Consider the following 16912-nt stretch of genomic DNA (forward strand, 5'->3'; position numbering starts at 1 on the left):
TAACTAAACGTGACTTACCTTTGTTTTTGAATGAACAAGAATGGCGTTTCAACCATAGATATACTGGAAAGAACTTCATGAACAAAAATAAAGAAATATGTTTTGAAATCACATCCATGTCCTAAAAAAGCAATTATTACTGTACTCAATTTATCCGAACCATACTATGCACATGTGTCAGATGGTTAATTAAGAAAAAAAATAAAAAAAGGACAAACCAGTATAAAAAACTTATATATGGCAAATAGTCTATATAAATGAGAATAACTGATATATTACTTAAAAAACTCAAGAAAAGGATTTTCATAAAAGACCAATGAATATTAAGCAAGAATGAAATCATTGATACCATTCATACAATAAGTTAATTCTACATAGATATCCATCTTGCTTACCCCCTTTATCATCAGATATGATTACACTAAAAAAATGTCAAAAAAAGATGTGATTTTTAAAATCACACCTTATTCATCCTCTAATAAAACTTCTCCATTAGATTCAATTATTTCTTTATAACGATAATAAGAATCTTTTAATTTTCTTTCTAGCGTACCATGTCCATCATTAAAACGATCTACATAAACAAAACCATAACGTTTTTTCATTTCACCAGTACCAGCTGATACAACATCGATTGGACCCCAATATAAATATCCTCGACAATCAACACCATCTTCAATAGCATCATTAACATTCTTTAAATGTTCTTCAATATAATGAACTCTGAAATCATCATGAATTTCACCTTTTTCATCAATATTTTCATCTAAACCAACACCATTTTCTACAATTAATAATGGTAAACGATAACGATCATATAAAACATTTAAAGTATAACGTAATCCTACCGGATCAACAGCCCATCCCCAAGGTTGAGGTGCTTTATCTTTAAGATATGGATTATCACGGCATGTAAGTCCACCTGTATCTACTTTTAAGTTCACATCACGATCAAATGTTGTTGAACGATAATAACTAAATGATAAGAAATCAACTGTATTTTCTTTAATCAATTTTAATTCTTCATCACTAAATTCTACATTTACTTGATCTTCTTTCCATACTTTCTTTAAATAAGTTGGTACAATACCTAAGCAGAATGGATCTGCCATAAAGAAAATATTCATACGTTGAGCATCTAAAGTTCCAACAACATTTAAAGGATCACAGTTATATGGATAAGTAGCTACTGATGAAGCTGTCATCATACAGCCAATTTGGTAATCTTCACTAATTTCATGTCCTAATTGAACTGTTTTCGCATTTGCGACTAAGATATTATGATAAGCATCCCATTGATCTTGTTTTGTTGTTGAACCAATTGGATCACTAGGATCTTTAGGATCTTTGATTGTAAGAACCCCACCAGCAACAAGCGGCATTCTAAATAACGCATTGACTTCATTAAATGTAAGCCAGAACTTAACTTTTCCTTTATAACGTGTAAAAACAGTTTTTACATAACGTAACCAAAAATCAATTAATTGAGGATTAGACCATCCACCATATTCAGTAATTAAATGTAATGGGGTTTCATAATGTGATAAAGTAATGACAGGTTCCATTCCTAATTCATTCATGCATGCAAACATATCATCATAATAAGCAAGACCTGCTTCATTTGGTTCAAGTTCATCCCCATTAGGGAAAATTCTTCCCCAAGCAATAGAAGTTCTAAAACTATTGAATCCCATACCTTTCATTAATTTTAAATCTTCACGGTAACGATGATACCCATCTACGGCATCATGTGATAAATAAACTTTATCAGGATTTAATTTCATTTCATATTTTTTCTTATCTTCATTCCATTGAATACCAGGATCTTTAGACATAATACCTACAAGTACATCTGTAACGTTCGGTTGTTTCCCATCTTCCAACCAAGCACCTTCATATTGATTAGCAGCAATAGCGCCACCCCATAAAAAATCTTTTGGAAAACTCATTTTCTCTACCTCCGTTTATCTAGGAGGTATTATAACACTTACAAAACAAGAGATTTATTCGTTTCATAATATGAAAAAAAGAGCAATCTTTTTAATTACTCTTTAAACATATCTTTTAATCATTAAGATTGAAAATGCTTTTCAATACTCTTTTTTCCATTCTCTGATAATTTTAAAATGTTTGTTGCTCTTTGATATGAACAATTTAACTCATTCATCACATTTCTTACATGTTCTATATTCTTTTCTTTACGTTCTATTTTTTTGCCTTGGTTGATTCCTTGACTAATTCCTTGACTGATTCCTTCATTTTTTGCTTTTCTTTCAAGATAGTTTGCATAATCACACATTTCTTTGACCTCCCTTTCTATTTCCTTAAATCCATATCCTTTAATAATCTCTTTCTTCCCTTGATAGTCTATTCTATTATTTAAAAAGGCTACTAATGGCATGAGTACTTCATCATGTTTGGGATACTTTTTTGTAGTATCATGTTTCTGGTTCAAGCATATCATAATAAGTTCTTCCTCGTCATAATTTTCTTTGTTTTCTTCTTTTCTATTCCTCCTTTCTTTTTTACTTTGTAAACATCTACATCTCCATCTTTTCTTTTTGTTGCTTGTGGCATGATCCACAATGAATAGACTTTCTTCATTTCATCATAGTTTTTATCATCATATTCCCTTCCCCATTGTGTCGTTAATATCCTTAGTACATACGCTCTTCCTCTTGTTACAAGTAAATAACCTGGATGAATATTATTTTGTATTTCAACATTTAAATAGATTCGTTTATTGGTTCCATTTAATTAAGGAAGATCAACACAACATAACATATCAAACTTTACTGTTCCATAGTTTGGTATCATATTTTCATTATTGAACCACCTAAAACGCTGTTCATCCTTGATGATTTTTATAATTTCTTTAACACTTAAATGTCTTGCTTCTTTTACAAATTCATGAATCATTCTTGCTAGCATCTCCTGATTTCCTACGATTGCTTTGTAATGTTGACCTAACATGATTTTATGATTGGTTATTGTATTTTGTATTACCGTTTCCATAAGTAGTCCTCCTACTTATTTATTCGCTCTTTTTTTGCTTTTTTCTTCTTTTTTGTAAAAAAATTGGAAATTTCTTTCCAATTATCTACCAAGCGCTAAGTTAGCAAGTTCATCTGCTCGATCATTATATCGATTGATTTTCGTTTTATTTGCGACATGTGATTTTACTTTCACAAAAGTAATTTCAATTTGTTTTTCATATTCTTTCATTTGTTTTACATAAAGATTTTCAAGTCTTTCATCTTCATTAACCCACGCTCCTGTTGCATAGAAAGCAACACCTTCATAATCATGAATTACATACATTTTCTTGTATCCTTGTTGAACGCAATAAGAAACTGCATCTAACGCTGCTTTTAATTCTCCCATAACCTGATTATATTCTACAAATTCATCATCAAATTTTTGACAGTTTGTATAAATTTCTTGATTATTTTCAACAATTATTACACCAAAGCTATAAGCATAACATGTATCTCCATTTGTTAAACAACTTCCATCTACATAAGCATATGGTACATCTTTTTCATTTAAATTAAGTTGTGATTCATCCATTGTTTGTTTAAAAGATGCAATATAGCTCTCTACATCTTTTAACTCTTCTTGCGAAAACCCCTTATAAACATATTTTCCTTCGCTTACAAGTTTTTGACATTCGCTCCATTGTTTAAATTTATAAACCTCTTTTGTTAGTTTATCAATTGCGACATACAGTACCTTTTTGGCCATTTTTCCATCTCCATCCCTCTTTATAGTTATAATAAATAAAAAGAAGAATACAAACAATTCTTCTAATATTTATAAAAGCCTTCTCCAGAAGACATTCCTAATTTTCCTTCATCAATATACTTCTTTAACATCTTAGCCATACCTTTAAAATTATAAGGAGCTAAAAATGAAGGAACTTTTAAATACATTGAAACAATATTATAAGCTGTCGTAAGTCCTACCGTATCTAAAATTTGGAAAGGTCCTTTAGGAGCACCTGTACCTAAAGTCCAAGCTTTATCTATACTTTCAGGATCGCTAACCCCATTAACATAAAGATCCATACCTGAAAATAATAAAGGAACAAGCATTGAATTTAATAAATATCCTGATTTTTCTTTACGAACAGGTAATGGTATCATTCTTATTTCTTTAGCAAAATCCATAATCAAATCAAAATATTTTTGATTCGTTTGTTTTTGTGCCATGACTTCTGTCATATTATTTTTCCAAATACTATTTGCAAAATGTAATGATAAATATTTTTCTGGACGTTTTGTATATTTAGCGAACTTCGATGGTAATAATGTAGATGAATTCGTAACGATAACTGTCTTTTCAGGTAATAAATCTGCCATTTTTTTATAAATATCTATTTTTTGTTCTACATTTTCAGCCATTGATTCAATAATTAAATCGGCATCACTGACTGCTTTTTGTAAATCTAATTCTAATTTAATATTTTCATAGGCCTTATTAGCTTTTTCTAAACATTGTTCTTTATCAAAATCTTCATAATCACTAATACCCATGGCCCAATTTTGAGGTGTCTTTCCTTTATCGCTATCCATTAAAGTAATCGTATCATGATAAACCTCTTTTAAATGATCTAATTTAGGCTGACATCTTCCTATACTTCCTTCACTTCTAAGCCAAATCGTTACATCAAAACCACAATAAGCTGCTTGATAAGCAATTTGACTTCCTAAAACGCCTCCACCAATAACAACAATATTTTTAATTTCCATAGATTCATCCTCCTACCTTTATTTTACCATTTTGTTAAAATGTTCACAAAATATATTTTTGCTTTTAGTTTGAACTACATATAAAAAAGAACCCTATTTCTAGGATTCCTTTATACTATTCAGCTTTTGTTGAATTTACTTCTTCAAACATTTGAGGAATTGCATGTTTATCTTCTTTGTTTTTATATTTGAAGTAAACAACTGTTAATAATGAACATACTATTAAGATTCCTGCAAACACTGCAATTTCAACTGAAATTGAAGGAGCTGTCATACTAATTGTTTTTCTAAATCCATCTACACTATAAGTATATGGTACAAATTTATGAATAGCTTTGTAGATAGCTGGACCTGTATCTAATGGATATGTACCAGCAGAACCACCTAAGTTAACAATCATGAATACAAGTAATAAGAAGTCACCAATAAATCCAGTTGTTAAACTTAATAACATGACAAGTGACATAAATGCCGCCGATACGAGAATTGCAAGTAAGTATGTTAAACCTAAATTAACAGGTTCAAATCCATTAATTAATCTTAAAGCAGTAACCATTACGATAGCTGCTAATGTAGAAACTGTATACATAACAGTTGCTTTACTTGCCCAATATTTCCATGCATTTTCAGCTTTTTTAATACCATGTCTAATTGGATACATTAAAGCAAATGCTAAGCATGTTACATATAAACCAACTGACATCATATAAGGAGCCATTGCATGACCGTTATTTTCAACTTTAGAAATTTCTTTATGACTTGTTTCAACAGGAGTAGCTACCATATCAGTAGTTTTATCTGTTGAATCAATCTTACTTTCTTCTGCCCCAGATTTTAATGCATCATTTAAAGTAGTTACACCATCAGCTGCACTCTTAATTCCATCACCTAAAGTATCAGAACCAGCAGCCAACTTACTAGCACCATCACTAATTTGACCAGCACCATCAGATAATTGATTAGCACCATTCATTAATGTAGCATTATTGCTTACTAATGTTGAAGTACCTGTAGCCAATTGATCAACACCACTTGTTAAAGCTGTAATTCCTTTAGTTAATTCAGGAACATTACTGTTTAATTTTGAAGTACCATCAGCTAAAGCAGTAGCACCACTTGTTAAAGCTGTATTGTTATCAGCGATTTGTGTTAAACCTTTTTGTAAACTATCCACACCAGCTGTATAAGCTTGAACACCTGCAACTAAAGCATCTTTAGAATCAACAGTTACTTGTTTAATATTTCCATCATTGTCAACAGTTACATATTTACCACCATTAACTTTTGCATTCACTTCATTTAATCCAGCTTGGACTGTTTGAGTTCCACTTACTAATCCTGTAGGAACTTTTGTACCATCTGTTAAAGTTCCACCATTAAGAGCTGCATCTAAATCATTTAAACTTGATTTAGTTGAACTAGATAATGTATTAATTGCTGTAGATGCACCTGTTGTATAAGTAGCAACCGAATCCATATATGAAGCTACACCGTCTTTATATTTATCTACAGGGAAATAATTTGTTAAACCATAAGCAACGATTTCTGCTCTTGACATTCCACTAGTTAATAATTTACTAGCAATTCCTTGTTTTTGAGCATCACCACTTGCATTTAATGTTTTAATTAATGTAGCATAATTATCTAATGATGTTTTTCCATCAGATAATTGAGTCAATGAATCTTGACTTGCTGCCATAGTTTTTTTGGAAGTTTCAAGATTTTCTTGTAATTTTTTTACACCATCAACTACTTGTTGATTTCCTGCAACTAATTTTTCAGCACCTTCACCTAATGCTTTAACACCTGCATTTAATTCTGTGTTATTTTCAACCAATTGATTTGCACCAGCTAATGCTTGACTTACACCTGCTGTATAATCACTAACACCTTTATTTAATGCTTGAGCGCCAGTATTTAAATCACTTACACCACTAGCTAATGTAGGAGTAGCACTACCTAAAGTACCAACACCTGTTTTTAATTGGTAAATACCATTATTTACTGTAACAACACCATTTGTGTAATCTTTTAAACCTTTAGTTAAAGTATTTGTACCATCTTTAAATGTTAAAGAACTACTTGCTAATACTTTTAAGTTATCACTAATAGTTTTGTTACCATCTTCTAATTGAGTCATACCATCAGATAATTGTTGAGTACCATCGCTGGCTTCAGCAAATCCATTTGACATTGTTCCAATTGAAGTAAAGATTGTTTCAGCATATGTTTTTGTTACTGAAGCTGAAACTTCAGCTTTAATTTTTGCGATTGCTGAATCATCCATTTTTGATGCAACATAGTTTGTACCTGGGTTTGTTGTATAATTTAAAACCATCTTTTTAGGATTTTTATCCAACAAAGTTGTTGCATTTTTGGAGAAATTGCTTGGAATCGTAATGACCATATAATAGTCACCATTTTTTAGTCCCTTATTTGCTTCTTTTGAATTTACAAAATGGAAATCTAATGAATCGTTGTCTTTTAATTTTTTGACTAATTGATCACCAACGTCTAATTTCTTATCGTTGTATTCAACTGCCTTATCTTTATTCACGACAGCGACAGGAAGATCTCCACTGTTTCCATATGGATCCCACATAGATCCAAGGAAGACAACTGTGTAAATACTAGGAATAAGAATAAGAGCAACTAAAACAATTTGAATCCAATGATTTTTTAAAATGTTTTTCCACTCTTGCTTAATCATAAATATCCTTCTTTCTATCCTCTATAGACATTTTACATCCATAGATATATAATGTCTATAGAGTATTATAATTTTTTCAATATAAATGTCAATATTCTTACATACAAAATATAAAAAATTAGTTATAATAAAAAAAGGGAAGGGATTACAATGAGAATTAGAAAAAGTTTTGAACAAGCAATTTGTATTTTATTGCTTATTGGTACAAGTGAAGGACCACTTAAAAGTCATGAATTAAGTAAAATGTTAGATGTTTCTGATTCATATTTAAAAAAAGTAACTAGACAACTTGTAGTAGCTGGTCTTATTACCTCTAAGGCAAGTAAGCTAGGTGGTTTTATTTTAAACAAAAAAATGAATGATATTTCTTTTTTAGATATTTTTGAAGCAATTGAAGGAAAAGAAAAATTTATTGAAACTACACATTTAGTTGATAAAGTCTTTGATCCAGCATTAAATATTCAACATACAGAAGATATCATTATCAATCATTTAGATGCTGCTGAAAATCAATATAAACAAAAACTCAAAGAAATCAATCTTGGTGAGATTACAAATTATGTTCATCAAAATACAATATAAAAATAGGCTATTTGAATAAGCCTATTTTTATTATATGGTTCTATTTCTATTTTTTGCTTAAATCATTTCAATTTTTTTAACCGTAACAACTAATCCGACAAAAGATATCATAAGAAGTATGCTATATAAAACATAATTAGCAGTATCTCCTGTTTTTGTAACTATGCTATTCTTATTACCTGTTACTTGTACTAAGTTATTATTATCTTTAACAACAGTAAATGTTGTACTTGCCAAGCCATCTGTCCATACAATTTCAAATGCATGTTTTCCTGCAGCTAGTGTGTTAAGATAATCTTCTTTTAATGTTACAACAGTTGAACCTTCGCTAACAGTATAATTCTTTGTATCAACAATAATACCATCTACTTTTACACATTTGAATTTTGAAAATTCCCCATTACCTCTAATTACAAGGCCTTTATGAGCATCTTGTGTCCATGAACTATCAGCACCATCTAAAATTTTATATTCTTCTTGTCCTGGAGATGGTACAACTTTGGAAATTTTTTCTGTTTCTTCATACTTACAAACTTCACAGACTCTCTTTTGTTCACCTTCTTGTTTTTCAGTAGCTTCTCGCACAATTTGCCAATTACCAAATTTATGTCCTGTAGCTTTAATAACAATAGGTTTACTTATAGAATTTATCATATTACTATCTGAATACATTAATCCACAATCTTCACATTTCCAGTATTCTTCAAATCCATCTTCTGTACAAGTAGCTGGTTTTTCTTCTACTAATTGAAGATGATGTCCTTTTGGATCAATTATTTGTGTTCCACTTGTAACATCACACCTTCTACAATGAAAAGATTTTTCACCAGATTCTGTACAAGTAGCTTCTTTATCTACTGACATGGTGTCGTTCCAATCATGCTCACCATAATAATACTCGCAAATATTTGATAAAACATCCTTTGTTGTACTAGGTTGAACACCTGTTAAATCTGTACTATCAGATCCTCCCATTGCTTTTAAATTTGGATTTTTTTCTACATCGAAAGAATTATCTATAAAAATCCCATTACTATTTGGATTCCCTACAAAGCCTCCTGGGCTATATGTTTTTGAAGAACTAGTAATTTTTCCAGATGAGCAACTTTTAGTAATAGTACTGCCATCATTTGTACCTGCAAAACCACCAACTTTTGGTTCAAAATCAGTAACTATACTTTCTACATCACCAAAAGCTACACTATTTTTTATTTCAACATCTGACTCAACATATCCAGCAAAGCCACCCACATTCCAATCACTTGCTGTTACTTTACCATAAGAAGCACATTTATCCACACCGCTTTCAAAGAATAACACCCCTGCAAATCCTCCTACAGACCATGAACCACTCACATTACCTTTAGCGATACAGTTTTGATAAATCCCATTAAAATCTTCACCTATGAAGCCACCACTTTTACCTTCGCCAATGACTTCAACATCTACCACGCAGTCTTTATAAGTTCCATAACTGTTATACCCTACTAATCCCCCACTCAATGCTTTGGTATTTTCTACTGTTCCTGAAACTTTACAATTACTTACAGAAATAGACATCCCATATCCTTGTGAAGCATTTCCAATTAGAACTCCTGCTGCATTTCTATCTTTACATGATGCTTTTACATAAGCATCAGATATGATAATATTTTTTAGCTCATATCCACTAAAATTTCCAAATAAACCAGCACTTACCCCTTCTTGAGTTTCATCTATATAAAGACCTGTAATTGTTTTATTATTACCATTAAAGTAGCTACTAAATGCATGAAAACTATCATTAGAATCTCCATAACCAATTGGAATCCAACGATGTGCACTTAAATCAAGATCTGCTGTCAATACAAAATATTCTTTGGCATGAGTTTTATCGACTATACCAGAGTTAACATCTACCGCCAATTTAGCAAGCTGTTCTGCTGTTTCAATTTGCCATGGGTCTTCAGCTGTTCCACTTCCTCCTGCAAAATCAATTGCTGCATAATCTGTCCAAATACCATTTGGGGCATCTTTCGCAAATACTGGTATCGACATACATGTAATACTAAAGAAAATACTTATTATAATTCCTAATATAAAACTTTTACGATGTCTTTTTCTCATTTTATTTCCCTCCTTTTTGTTGATACTCCCTGTATCATTATTTTATATAAGAACTACAAAAATGTCAATTTATAAACTTAAGCGCTTCCATTTTTTACAAACAAAAACTCAAGGACTGTTCCTTGAGCTATCTATTATAAAATATTCTTAAATACATCTTATTTTTTATTAAATAACAATTCTAATAAATGAACACCATTTCCTTTTCCTAAAAGAATTCCTTTTAAACATCGATTACAAACACAAATAATTTTCTTATTATCAAATTGTTGAACATATTCTTGCATGTATTTTTCTTGTACATCTTTAGGATAATGTGATAAATGTGTATCATCTAACGCTTTTGATTCATAATGGAGTGTTCCACAAAAAATAGAATTGTCTTTATTATTTTTCATTTCAATAACTTCGATATTCATTTTCTTTAAAAGACTTCTAACAGCTTGATGTACTTCAGGATGATTTCTATCACGAAAACAATCCTGTAAATACATTTTTTGTCCATGATAATCAGGAAAATCAAAATTATCTAATTGATCAAAATATTCCCAAACAGACATAGTCTTTACTTGATTCTCTATTTGCTTTCTACAAGCTTGACATACATATAAACCAATATCGCCTTTTTCAAATTCTCTTTTATCAATTTTACAACATCTTGCAATCGGCATTTGTTTTTCAAAATAATCTCTTACTTTTTTTGCTGTTTGAAGATGCATTGTAGCAAAGTTACAACTTGGATAATAAATATACATTCTCTTTCCTCCTAAATTATTTGAATAACTACTTCACTGATTCCTGCAAGAACCATAACTAGAATTGGATTTAACTTATATTTTCTAAGTAAAAGCAAACAGATGATAAAAACAATAATTGCATGGTATCTTATATAAGAAATACCAATTAATGAATCTTTAAAAAATGAAGAAATCAAAATACTGATTCCACTAATCGCAATCATTGAAACAACTGCTGGTCTTAAATAAGCTAAAATTGTTTTCATTACTTTCATATCTTTATATTTTACATAAAAATAAGCAAGTAATGAAACAATGATACATGAAGGTAAAATACAACCAAAAGTGGCAATAAGAGCACCGGGTAAATGAGCTACATATTGTCCAACAAATGTTGAAGAATTGACCGCAATGGGTCCTGGTGTCATTTGGGAAATCGTAATAAGATCCGTAAATGTATTCTGACTGATCCAATGATAGGTGGAGATTACTTGTTGACTAATAAGTGGTAAAGCGGCATAACCACCCCCAAAGCTAAAGAGTCCTATTTGGAAAAATGCCCAAAATAATTGTAAATAGATCATGCTTTTTTCCTCCTCATCACTAAATCAATAATAGCAAGTAAAATACATCCTAGAATAATGTACATAATATTAATATTAAAGAAATAATTCAAAACAAATGAGACAATCATAATTAAGATATTTCTACCTTGATGTTCATCCATGACACTTAAAGCCATATCATAAACAACACTTACAATAATTGCTCCAATTCCTGCACGCATTCCAAGTAACATCGCACTTATGATTTTATTCGTAATAAATATTTTATAAAAATAAGCTATCACACTAATAATCACAATAGGAGGAATAATTGTCCCTATCACACAAACAATAATCCCTAAAATTCCTGCCATTTTATATCCTAAAACAATCGCTCCATTAACAGCTATTGCTCCTGGAGCACTTTGTGCAATCGCTACTAAATCCAACATTTCTTTTTCATCAATATAATGAAGTTGATCCACAAATCTTTCTTTTAATAAAGAAACAATCACATAACCTCCACCAAAAGTAAATGCTGATAAATAAAGTGTAGAGGTAAACAATTCCATTAATAATTTTCTTTTTTTCTTCATTTATATCACCTATTTCATCTTAATACACATTGATTCATCTGTAAAATATTATATAATTATATTATACATAGGTATTTACCTATATAAGGAGGCATTATGACATTTAGACATCTAGAAATCTTTATGAGTGTTTATCAAAATCAAAGTATTACTAAAGCATCCAAAGAATTACACATTAGCCAACCTTCTGTTTCATTAGCTATTAAAGAATTAGAAGAAAAATATCAAACACCCTTATTCGATCGTATGAACCGTCAAATTTATCCTACAAAAAAAGCTCATCTTTTATATAATCATTCATTACAGATTCTTTCATCTCTTGAAAATATGGAAAATGAAATGTATGAAGATCATGTAGAAAATATTTCTTTTGGTTGTAGTGTCACTATGGCACAAGTTTTTTTACCTCAATTATTAAAAAAATTAAAAATGATTTATCCAACTATTCATTTTCATATTATCGTTAATAATCTTGAATATATAGAAAATTTACTTTTAAAAAATGAACTTGATTTTGCTTTAATTGAAACAACACCGCTTCATCAATTAAAAAAAATTGCTTTCTATCAAGATGAACTTGTTATTGTTGTTCATCAAAAGCACCCTTTATTAAAAGTAAAAGATTTAAAAGAATTAGAACATTTTGATTATTATTCACGTGAAAAAGGAAGTTCTATTTATGAACTTGTTCATAGTTATTTTATAAGTCATGATTTAGATATTGTGCCAACTATTGAATGTACAAATCCTCATGCTTTAATTGAACTTGTTAAACAAAATGATGGTTTTACGATTCTTCCTTATTCTTTAGTTAAAGAATCAAAAGAAATAACTTATTTAAAAAATAATGATTTTCAAATACAAAGAACGTATCATATTGTTATGCATAAAGACAAAAAACTCCTTCCTCTCTATCAAGAAATATTTGAGCTTATTAAAAAAAAGGAATAATGACCAAAAATCATTATTCCTTTTATTATTTAGCTTTAATTGCCCAACGCATTTTTGTTGATTTAGCTCTTGAATTTCGATGACATTCTTCTTTAGTTGGTCGTATTACATTTCGACATACATCTTCATAAACACCACTATTTTTCATTTCCTTAAAAGCCTTTTTAACAATACGATCTTCACCTGAATGGAAAGTTAAAATAGCTACTCTTCCTCCTGGTTTTAAAATATGAGGTAGTTTTTCAACAAATTCATATAAAACTTCAAATTCTTGATTGACTTCTATTCTTAAAGCTTGAAAAACTCGAGCTGCTGTTTTATTAACAATATCTTTTCTATTTTTATCTTCAATAAAATTTAATGTCTTATCAATGATTTTATAAAGTTGACGTGTTGTTTCTACTTCCATTCCTGAACGAATAAAAGAATATATGTTTTTAGCTAAAATATCAGCATAAGGTTCATCAGAGTTTTCTAATAAAATATTTTCTAAATCTTCTCTAGATAACTCTTTTAATATCTGAGAAGCGGGTCTTCCAGCTTTAGGATTTAATCTTAAATCTAAAGGTCCATCTTTTTTATAAGAAAAACCTCTTTCTGGATTATCAATTTGCATTGATGATACACCTAAATCTGCTAAAACAAAATCAAATTGTCCATATTTTTCGCTTACTTCGTCAATATTTCTAAAGTTCGTTAAAATAGATGTAAAAAGATTTTCATCAAATCCTTTATTTCTAAGTCTTTGTGTTGTCTTTTCAATTTCAATCGAATCAATATCTAATCCATAAACATGACCTTGTCCATCTAATTTTTCTAACATTTTAGATGTATGTCCACCATAACCTAACGTACAATCTAAACCAACTTGTCCTGGTTGAATATCTAAAAACTCTAATATTTCATCTACCATAATAGAAATATGCATTCCTGCAGGTGTACTTCCTTTAGAAATTACTTTTTCAATCGTTTCAGGATACATTTCTGGATCTAATTCTTTATATTTTTCTTCAAAATTTCTAGGATGTGTTCCTTTATATCTTTTTCTTCTTTTATGTATTTGTTCACTCATAATTATTCCTCATCTCTTTACTCTTTATAATATAACGAATAATCTTTTAAGAAACAATAGAAAGATAACAGACTTATTATTAGCAGTAGTAAAAATATTTTTTCTATTTTGGATATATAAAAAATAAGTTTTTATTCTATTGGTTGTTGATAAAAACCACCATAAAAATTTTCAGTTTTTATAACATTAACTATCAAATCAGGATCCACATCTTTCATTAAGTCTATAATATCTTGGACTTCATAACTTGAAACCACTGTATGTAATAAATTCATTGGCTGTTTTGAATATCCTCCAATAGCCTCAACACAAGAAATACCATGACGATAATATTGGATATAGGCCTCTACAATTTCTTTTGATTTTTTTGTTGTTATTTGTAATGTTACACGTTCATAACGATGGTAAAAAGAATCGATTGTTTTTGTTGAAATAAATTGAAATAAAATAGAATATCCTGCATGGATCCAACCAAACATTGATCCAAATATCATAAGAATTAGAGTATTAAAAACAAAAACATATTCCCATATAGATTTACCCTTTTTATTAGAAATATAGAGAGCAATAAAATCTGTCCCTCCAGTGGAAGCATTTCCTCTAAGTACAAGAACTGCCATTAATCCATAGGAAACTCCCCCAAAAGTAATATTTAATAAAATATCATTAAATAAAGGTTGAAATTGACACACTTTTAAAAACAAACTCGCTAAAAATACTTGTAGTAATGAAAAAAGTGTAAATCTAGGGCTAATATTTTTATAGCATAAAATAGCAACCGGTACATTTAAAACAATCATGCCTAATGATGTTGAAAACGAAAAGCCAAAATAAGTAGAAGTAATTTTCTCAATAAGAATAGCTACCCCTGTAAATCCACTTGATAATAAATTTGCAGGTTGAATAAAGACTTGAATGACATACGCTTGACTTAACGCAGAAATCAAAACACAAAGAAACGTTACCAATGTTCTTGCTTTTTTATTTTTATTTAGTTTTTTTATCATATATACTTTTCACAATTTTTTCAACTAATTCCTTAGAGACAACATCATAATCATTTTCATGAGGAACAGGGGCATAAGCATAAGAGACCTCATGTCTGTGTGTTGTTGCATCATTGACCCAATCTTTACAAGAACTATGAACTTGATAAATTCCTGTATACTTCATCATTTCTTTGGCGTTACTTGCATTCATGCCACTTCCTGCAAGAATTTCAATTTGACTTCCATATTTTTCTTGTAAATTTTTAATTAGATCTTTTCCATCTATTGCTTTAGGTTTTAACCCACTTGTAAGAATACGATCCACTCCTAATTCAATTAATAATTCTATCGAAGTATAGGGATCTTCAACACAATCAAATGCACGATGAAAAACAACTTCTCCTTGATAACTTTTTATGATTTCTATCATTTCTTTTGTTTGTTTAATACAAATAGAACCATCTTTATTTAAACAACCAAAAGCTATTCCATCGGCTCCATTTTCTAATAAAGACTTTGCATCTTCTTTCATCACTTCAAATTCAATCTCGTTATAACAAAATCCTGCTCCTCTTGGTCTTACCATCGTAATTACTTTTAAGTTTGTATTCTTTTTTGTAAGTTTTAAAGTTGCTAGAGATGGTGTTAAACCGCCTAAATGTAAAGCATTATTAAGTTCAATGCGTTTTGCTCCACCATGATAAGCATTTAAAGCATCTTCATAACTTCCACAACATATTTCGATTATTCTTTCCATACTCTCTCCTATAACATTCCTAAATAATAAATTCCTAATGCATATATTTTTGCATTTGTATTCAAATCCTCAATTTTCATCCATTCATTTGGTTGATGTCCAATACCTTTTTGACCCGGAAAACTTGGACCAAAAGGAACAATATGAGGCATTAATTTAGCGTAAGTTCCTCCTGTAGTGGTAACAGGTGTTCCATCTAAATGCGTTATTTTTTCATAAGCCTTAGACAACAAAGAAACCATTGGGCAATCTTTTTCAAATTTTACAGGAAAATAATGTTGAACACATGTTACTTCCATGTTTTTTGCTTTTTCTCTAATTGTTTCAACAATTGTTTCTAGCGTCATATTTGCAGGATAAGAAAATGTGACCGAAAAAACAAGTTTACTTTTTTCATGTTTCAATACAAAATTACGCATTTCATTTATACCAAATTCTTCATCTTTAAAATCTAAACCGAGTTTTTCTGCATTCGTATTAGCATTTAAAAAATAGTTATTAATAAACAAAAAAAATTCATCAACTTGTTTTTCTTTAGCACTTATTTCAATAACAGCTCTTCCTCTTTCTGCATAAACCACAGGATACTTACAGTCCGGTGTCCACCCCATGACTGGCGGCTTTTCATGTTTTAAATAATACTCTAAATCTTTAAATCCAGTTTCTTCATCACAGCCAAAAATAATTCTTACAGGCTTATGAAGTTTAATATTTAGTTCTTTAATCGCATATAATGCATACAAGCATGTCATAATTGGACCCTTATTATCTAATATTCCTCGTGAATAAATATATCCATCTTCTTCATACGCACTAAATGGGGGATGTTTCCAACCTAAACCTGTAGGTACAACATCTAAATGTCCAATAATGCCAATATAATCTTCACCTTTACCATATTGTGCATATCCTATATAATGATCTAAATTTTTTGTTTCAAACCCTAAAGATTGAGCAATTTCTAAAACCTTGTCAAGTGTTAAAGCAATATCTTTACCAAAAGGTGCCCCTTGTTGAAAAGTTCCTTCAACACTTGGCATTTTTACAATCGTTTTAATATCCTCAATCATTCTTAAAGAAAGCATATCTATTTTTTTTATAATTTCTTCTTCCATA

At 29.9% G+C, this 16912-nt stretch carries 17 protein-coding genes; 2 read left to right on the plus strand and 15 right to left on the minus strand.

Features of this window, described 5'->3' with window-relative positions:
• Positions 1 to 464 precede the first annotated feature (464 nt).
• The 7 genes from OCV55_RS08090 to OCV55_RS08120 form a co-directional block, all read right to left on the minus strand.
• Positions 465 to 1949, minus strand: coding sequence for a glycoside hydrolase family 1 protein (locus OCV55_RS08090; protein WP_147580306.1), 1485 nt, complete (start codon positions 1947 to 1949; stop codon positions 465 to 467).
• A 122-nt stretch (positions 1950 to 2071) separates the two neighbouring features.
• Positions 2072 to 2464, minus strand: a complete 393-nt coding sequence (locus OCV55_RS08095; protein WP_147580307.1) for a hypothetical protein — start codon at positions 2462 to 2464, stop codon at positions 2072 to 2074.
• Positions 2461 to 2604 (minus strand): hypothetical protein, encoded by a 144-nt coding sequence (locus OCV55_RS08100; protein WP_267309869.1) that lies wholly within the window; start codon positions 2602 to 2604, stop codon positions 2461 to 2463. Before OCV55_RS08100 ends, OCV55_RS08095 begins: the two co-directional genes overlap by 4 nt.
• 153 nt (positions 2605 to 2757) lie before the next feature.
• A complete protein-coding gene (locus tag OCV55_RS08105) occupies positions 2758 to 3015 on the minus strand; it encodes a hypothetical protein (protein ID WP_147580308.1) in 258 nt (85 codons plus the stop codon).
• Positions 3016 to 3096: 81 nt separating this feature from the next.
• On the minus strand, positions 3097 to 3744 hold the full coding sequence (locus OCV55_RS08110) for an RNase H family protein (protein WP_147580309.1): 648 nt from the start codon (positions 3742 to 3744) through the stop codon (positions 3097 to 3099).
• Positions 3745 to 3806: 62 nt separating this feature from the next.
• Positions 3807 to 4751 (minus strand): 3-hydroxyacyl-CoA dehydrogenase, encoded by a 945-nt coding sequence (locus tag OCV55_RS08115; RefSeq protein ID WP_147580310.1) that lies wholly within the window; start codon positions 4749 to 4751, stop codon positions 3807 to 3809.
• 115 nt (positions 4752 to 4866) lie between these two features.
• Positions 4867 to 7461: a YhgE/Pip domain-containing protein gene (locus tag OCV55_RS08120; protein WP_147580311.1), complete on the minus strand. Its 2595-nt coding sequence runs from the start codon at positions 7459 to 7461 to the stop codon at positions 4867 to 4869.
• 150 nt (positions 7462 to 7611) lie between these two features.
• On the opposite strand from OCV55_RS08120, the gene OCV55_RS08125 reads away from it, so the two are divergent.
• Positions 7612 to 8043: an Rrf2 family transcriptional regulator gene (locus OCV55_RS08125; RefSeq protein ID WP_147580312.1), complete on the plus strand. Its 432-nt coding sequence runs from the start codon at positions 7612 to 7614 to the stop codon at positions 8041 to 8043.
• Positions 8044 to 8100: 57 nt separating this feature from the next.
• On the opposite strand, the gene OCV55_RS08130 is transcribed toward OCV55_RS08125, so the two are convergent.
• From OCV55_RS08130 to OCV55_RS08145, 4 genes are all read right to left on the minus strand, one after another.
• Positions 8101 to 10149 carry a sortase B protein-sorting domain-containing protein gene (locus tag OCV55_RS08130; protein WP_147580349.1) on the minus strand — a complete coding sequence of 683 codons (2049 nt, stop codon included), beginning with the start codon at positions 10147 to 10149 and terminating at the stop codon, positions 8101 to 8103.
• Positions 10150 to 10307: 158 nt separating this feature from the next.
• Positions 10308 to 10904 (minus strand): hypothetical protein, encoded by a 597-nt coding sequence (locus OCV55_RS08135; protein ID WP_147580313.1) that lies wholly within the window; start codon positions 10902 to 10904, stop codon positions 10308 to 10310.
• An 11-nt stretch (positions 10905 to 10915) separates the two neighbouring features.
• Entirely contained in the window at positions 10916 to 11470 is a 555-nt protein-coding gene (locus OCV55_RS08140) for a chromate transporter (protein ID WP_147580314.1), read from the minus strand.
• Positions 11467 to 12027 carry a chromate transporter gene (locus OCV55_RS08145; protein ID WP_147580315.1) on the minus strand — a complete coding sequence of 187 codons (561 nt, stop codon included), beginning with the start codon at positions 12025 to 12027 and terminating at the stop codon, positions 11467 to 11469. Before OCV55_RS08145 ends, OCV55_RS08140 begins: the two co-directional genes overlap by 4 nt.
• A 96-nt stretch (positions 12028 to 12123) precedes the next feature.
• On the opposite strand from OCV55_RS08145, the gene OCV55_RS08150 reads away from it, so the two are divergent.
• Entirely contained in the window at positions 12124 to 12978 is an 855-nt protein-coding gene (locus OCV55_RS08150) for a LysR family transcriptional regulator (protein WP_147580316.1), read from the plus strand.
• A gap of 25 nt (positions 12979 to 13003) precedes the next feature.
• On the opposite strand, the gene rsmH is transcribed toward OCV55_RS08150, so the two are convergent.
• From rsmH to OCV55_RS08170, 4 genes are all read right to left on the minus strand, one after another.
• A complete protein-coding gene (gene rsmH, locus OCV55_RS08155) occupies positions 13004 to 14050 on the minus strand; it encodes a 16S rRNA (cytosine(1402)-N(4))-methyltransferase RsmH (protein WP_147580317.1) in 1047 nt (348 codons plus the stop codon).
• Between the two features lie 131 nt (positions 14051 to 14181).
• Positions 14182 to 15057: a YitT family protein gene (locus tag OCV55_RS08160; RefSeq protein WP_022001217.1), complete on the minus strand. Its 876-nt coding sequence runs from the start codon at positions 15055 to 15057 to the stop codon at positions 14182 to 14184.
• Positions 15038 to 15796 (minus strand): copper homeostasis protein CutC, encoded by a 759-nt coding sequence (locus OCV55_RS08165; protein ID WP_147580318.1) that lies wholly within the window; start codon positions 15794 to 15796, stop codon positions 15038 to 15040. Before OCV55_RS08165 ends, OCV55_RS08160 begins: the two co-directional genes overlap by 20 nt.
• A gap of 8 nt (positions 15797 to 15804) precedes the next feature.
• On the minus strand, positions 15805 to 16911 hold the full coding sequence (locus tag OCV55_RS08170) for a Sapep family Mn(2+)-dependent dipeptidase (RefSeq protein WP_022001215.1): 1107 nt from the start codon (positions 16909 to 16911) through the stop codon (positions 15805 to 15807).
• Position 16912 lies beyond the last annotated feature (1 nt).

The sequence above is a fragment of the [Clostridium] ammoniilyticum genome, assembly GCF_025566905.1.
GTDB classification, from domain to species: Bacteria; Bacillota_I; Bacilli_A; order Erysipelotrichales; family Coprobacillaceae; genus Faecalibacillus; species Faecalibacillus intestinalis.

What these genes read in the sequence shown, in the direction of transcription:
- OCV55_RS08090 (WP_147580306.1), bottom strand. Translation starts at nt 1,949, where the DNA reads ATGAGTTTTCCAAAAGATTTTTTATGGGGTGGCGCTATTGCTGCTAAT.
- OCV55_RS08095 (WP_147580307.1), bottom strand. Translation starts at nt 2,464, where the DNA reads ATGATATGCTTGAACCAGAAACATGATACTACAAAAAAGTATCCCAAA.
- OCV55_RS08100 (WP_267309869.1), bottom strand. Translation starts at nt 2,604, where the DNA reads ATGAAGAAAGTCTATTCATTGTGGATCATGCCACAAGCAACAAAAAGA.
- OCV55_RS08105 (WP_147580308.1), bottom strand. Translation starts at nt 3,015, where the DNA reads ATGGAAACGGTAATACAAAATACAATAACCAATCATAAAATCATGTTA.
- OCV55_RS08110 (WP_147580309.1), bottom strand. Translation starts at nt 3,744, where the DNA reads ATGGCCAAAAAGGTACTGTATGTCGCAATTGATAAACTAACAAAAGAG.
- OCV55_RS08115 (WP_147580310.1), bottom strand. Translation starts at nt 4,751, where the DNA reads ATGGAAATTAAAAATATTGTTGTTATTGGTGGAGGCGTTTTAGGAAGT.
- OCV55_RS08120 (WP_147580311.1), bottom strand. Translation starts at nt 7,461, where the DNA reads ATGATTAAGCAAGAGTGGAAAAACATTTTAAAAAATCATTGGATTCAA.
- OCV55_RS08125 (WP_147580312.1), top strand. Translation starts at nt 7,612, where the DNA reads ATGAGAATTAGAAAAAGTTTTGAACAAGCAATTTGTATTTTATTGCTT.
- OCV55_RS08130 (WP_147580349.1), bottom strand. Translation starts at nt 10,149, where the DNA reads ATGAGAAAAAGACATCGTAAAAGTTTTATATTAGGAATTATAATAAGT.
- OCV55_RS08135 (WP_147580313.1), bottom strand. Translation starts at nt 10,904, where the DNA reads ATGTATATTTATTATCCAAGTTGTAACTTTGCTACAATGCATCTTCAA.
- OCV55_RS08140 (WP_147580314.1), bottom strand. Translation starts at nt 11,470, where the DNA reads ATGATCTATTTACAATTATTTTGGGCATTTTTCCAAATAGGACTCTTT.
- OCV55_RS08145 (WP_147580315.1), bottom strand. Translation starts at nt 12,027, where the DNA reads ATGAAGAAAAAAAGAAAATTATTAATGGAATTGTTTACCTCTACACTT.
- OCV55_RS08150 (WP_147580316.1), top strand. Translation starts at nt 12,124, where the DNA reads ATGACATTTAGACATCTAGAAATCTTTATGAGTGTTTATCAAAATCAA.
- rsmH (WP_147580317.1), bottom strand. Translation starts at nt 14,050, where the DNA reads ATGAGTGAACAAATACATAAAAGAAGAAAAAGATATAAAGGAACACAT.
- OCV55_RS08160 (WP_022001217.1), bottom strand. Translation starts at nt 15,057, where the DNA reads ATGATAAAAAAACTAAATAAAAATAAAAAAGCAAGAACATTGGTAACG.
- OCV55_RS08165 (WP_147580318.1), bottom strand. Translation starts at nt 15,796, where the DNA reads ATGGAAAGAATAATCGAAATATGTTGTGGAAGTTATGAAGATGCTTTA.
- OCV55_RS08170 (WP_022001215.1), bottom strand. Translation starts at nt 16,911, where the DNA reads ATGGAAGAAGAAATTATAAAAAAAATAGATATGCTTTCTTTAAGAATG.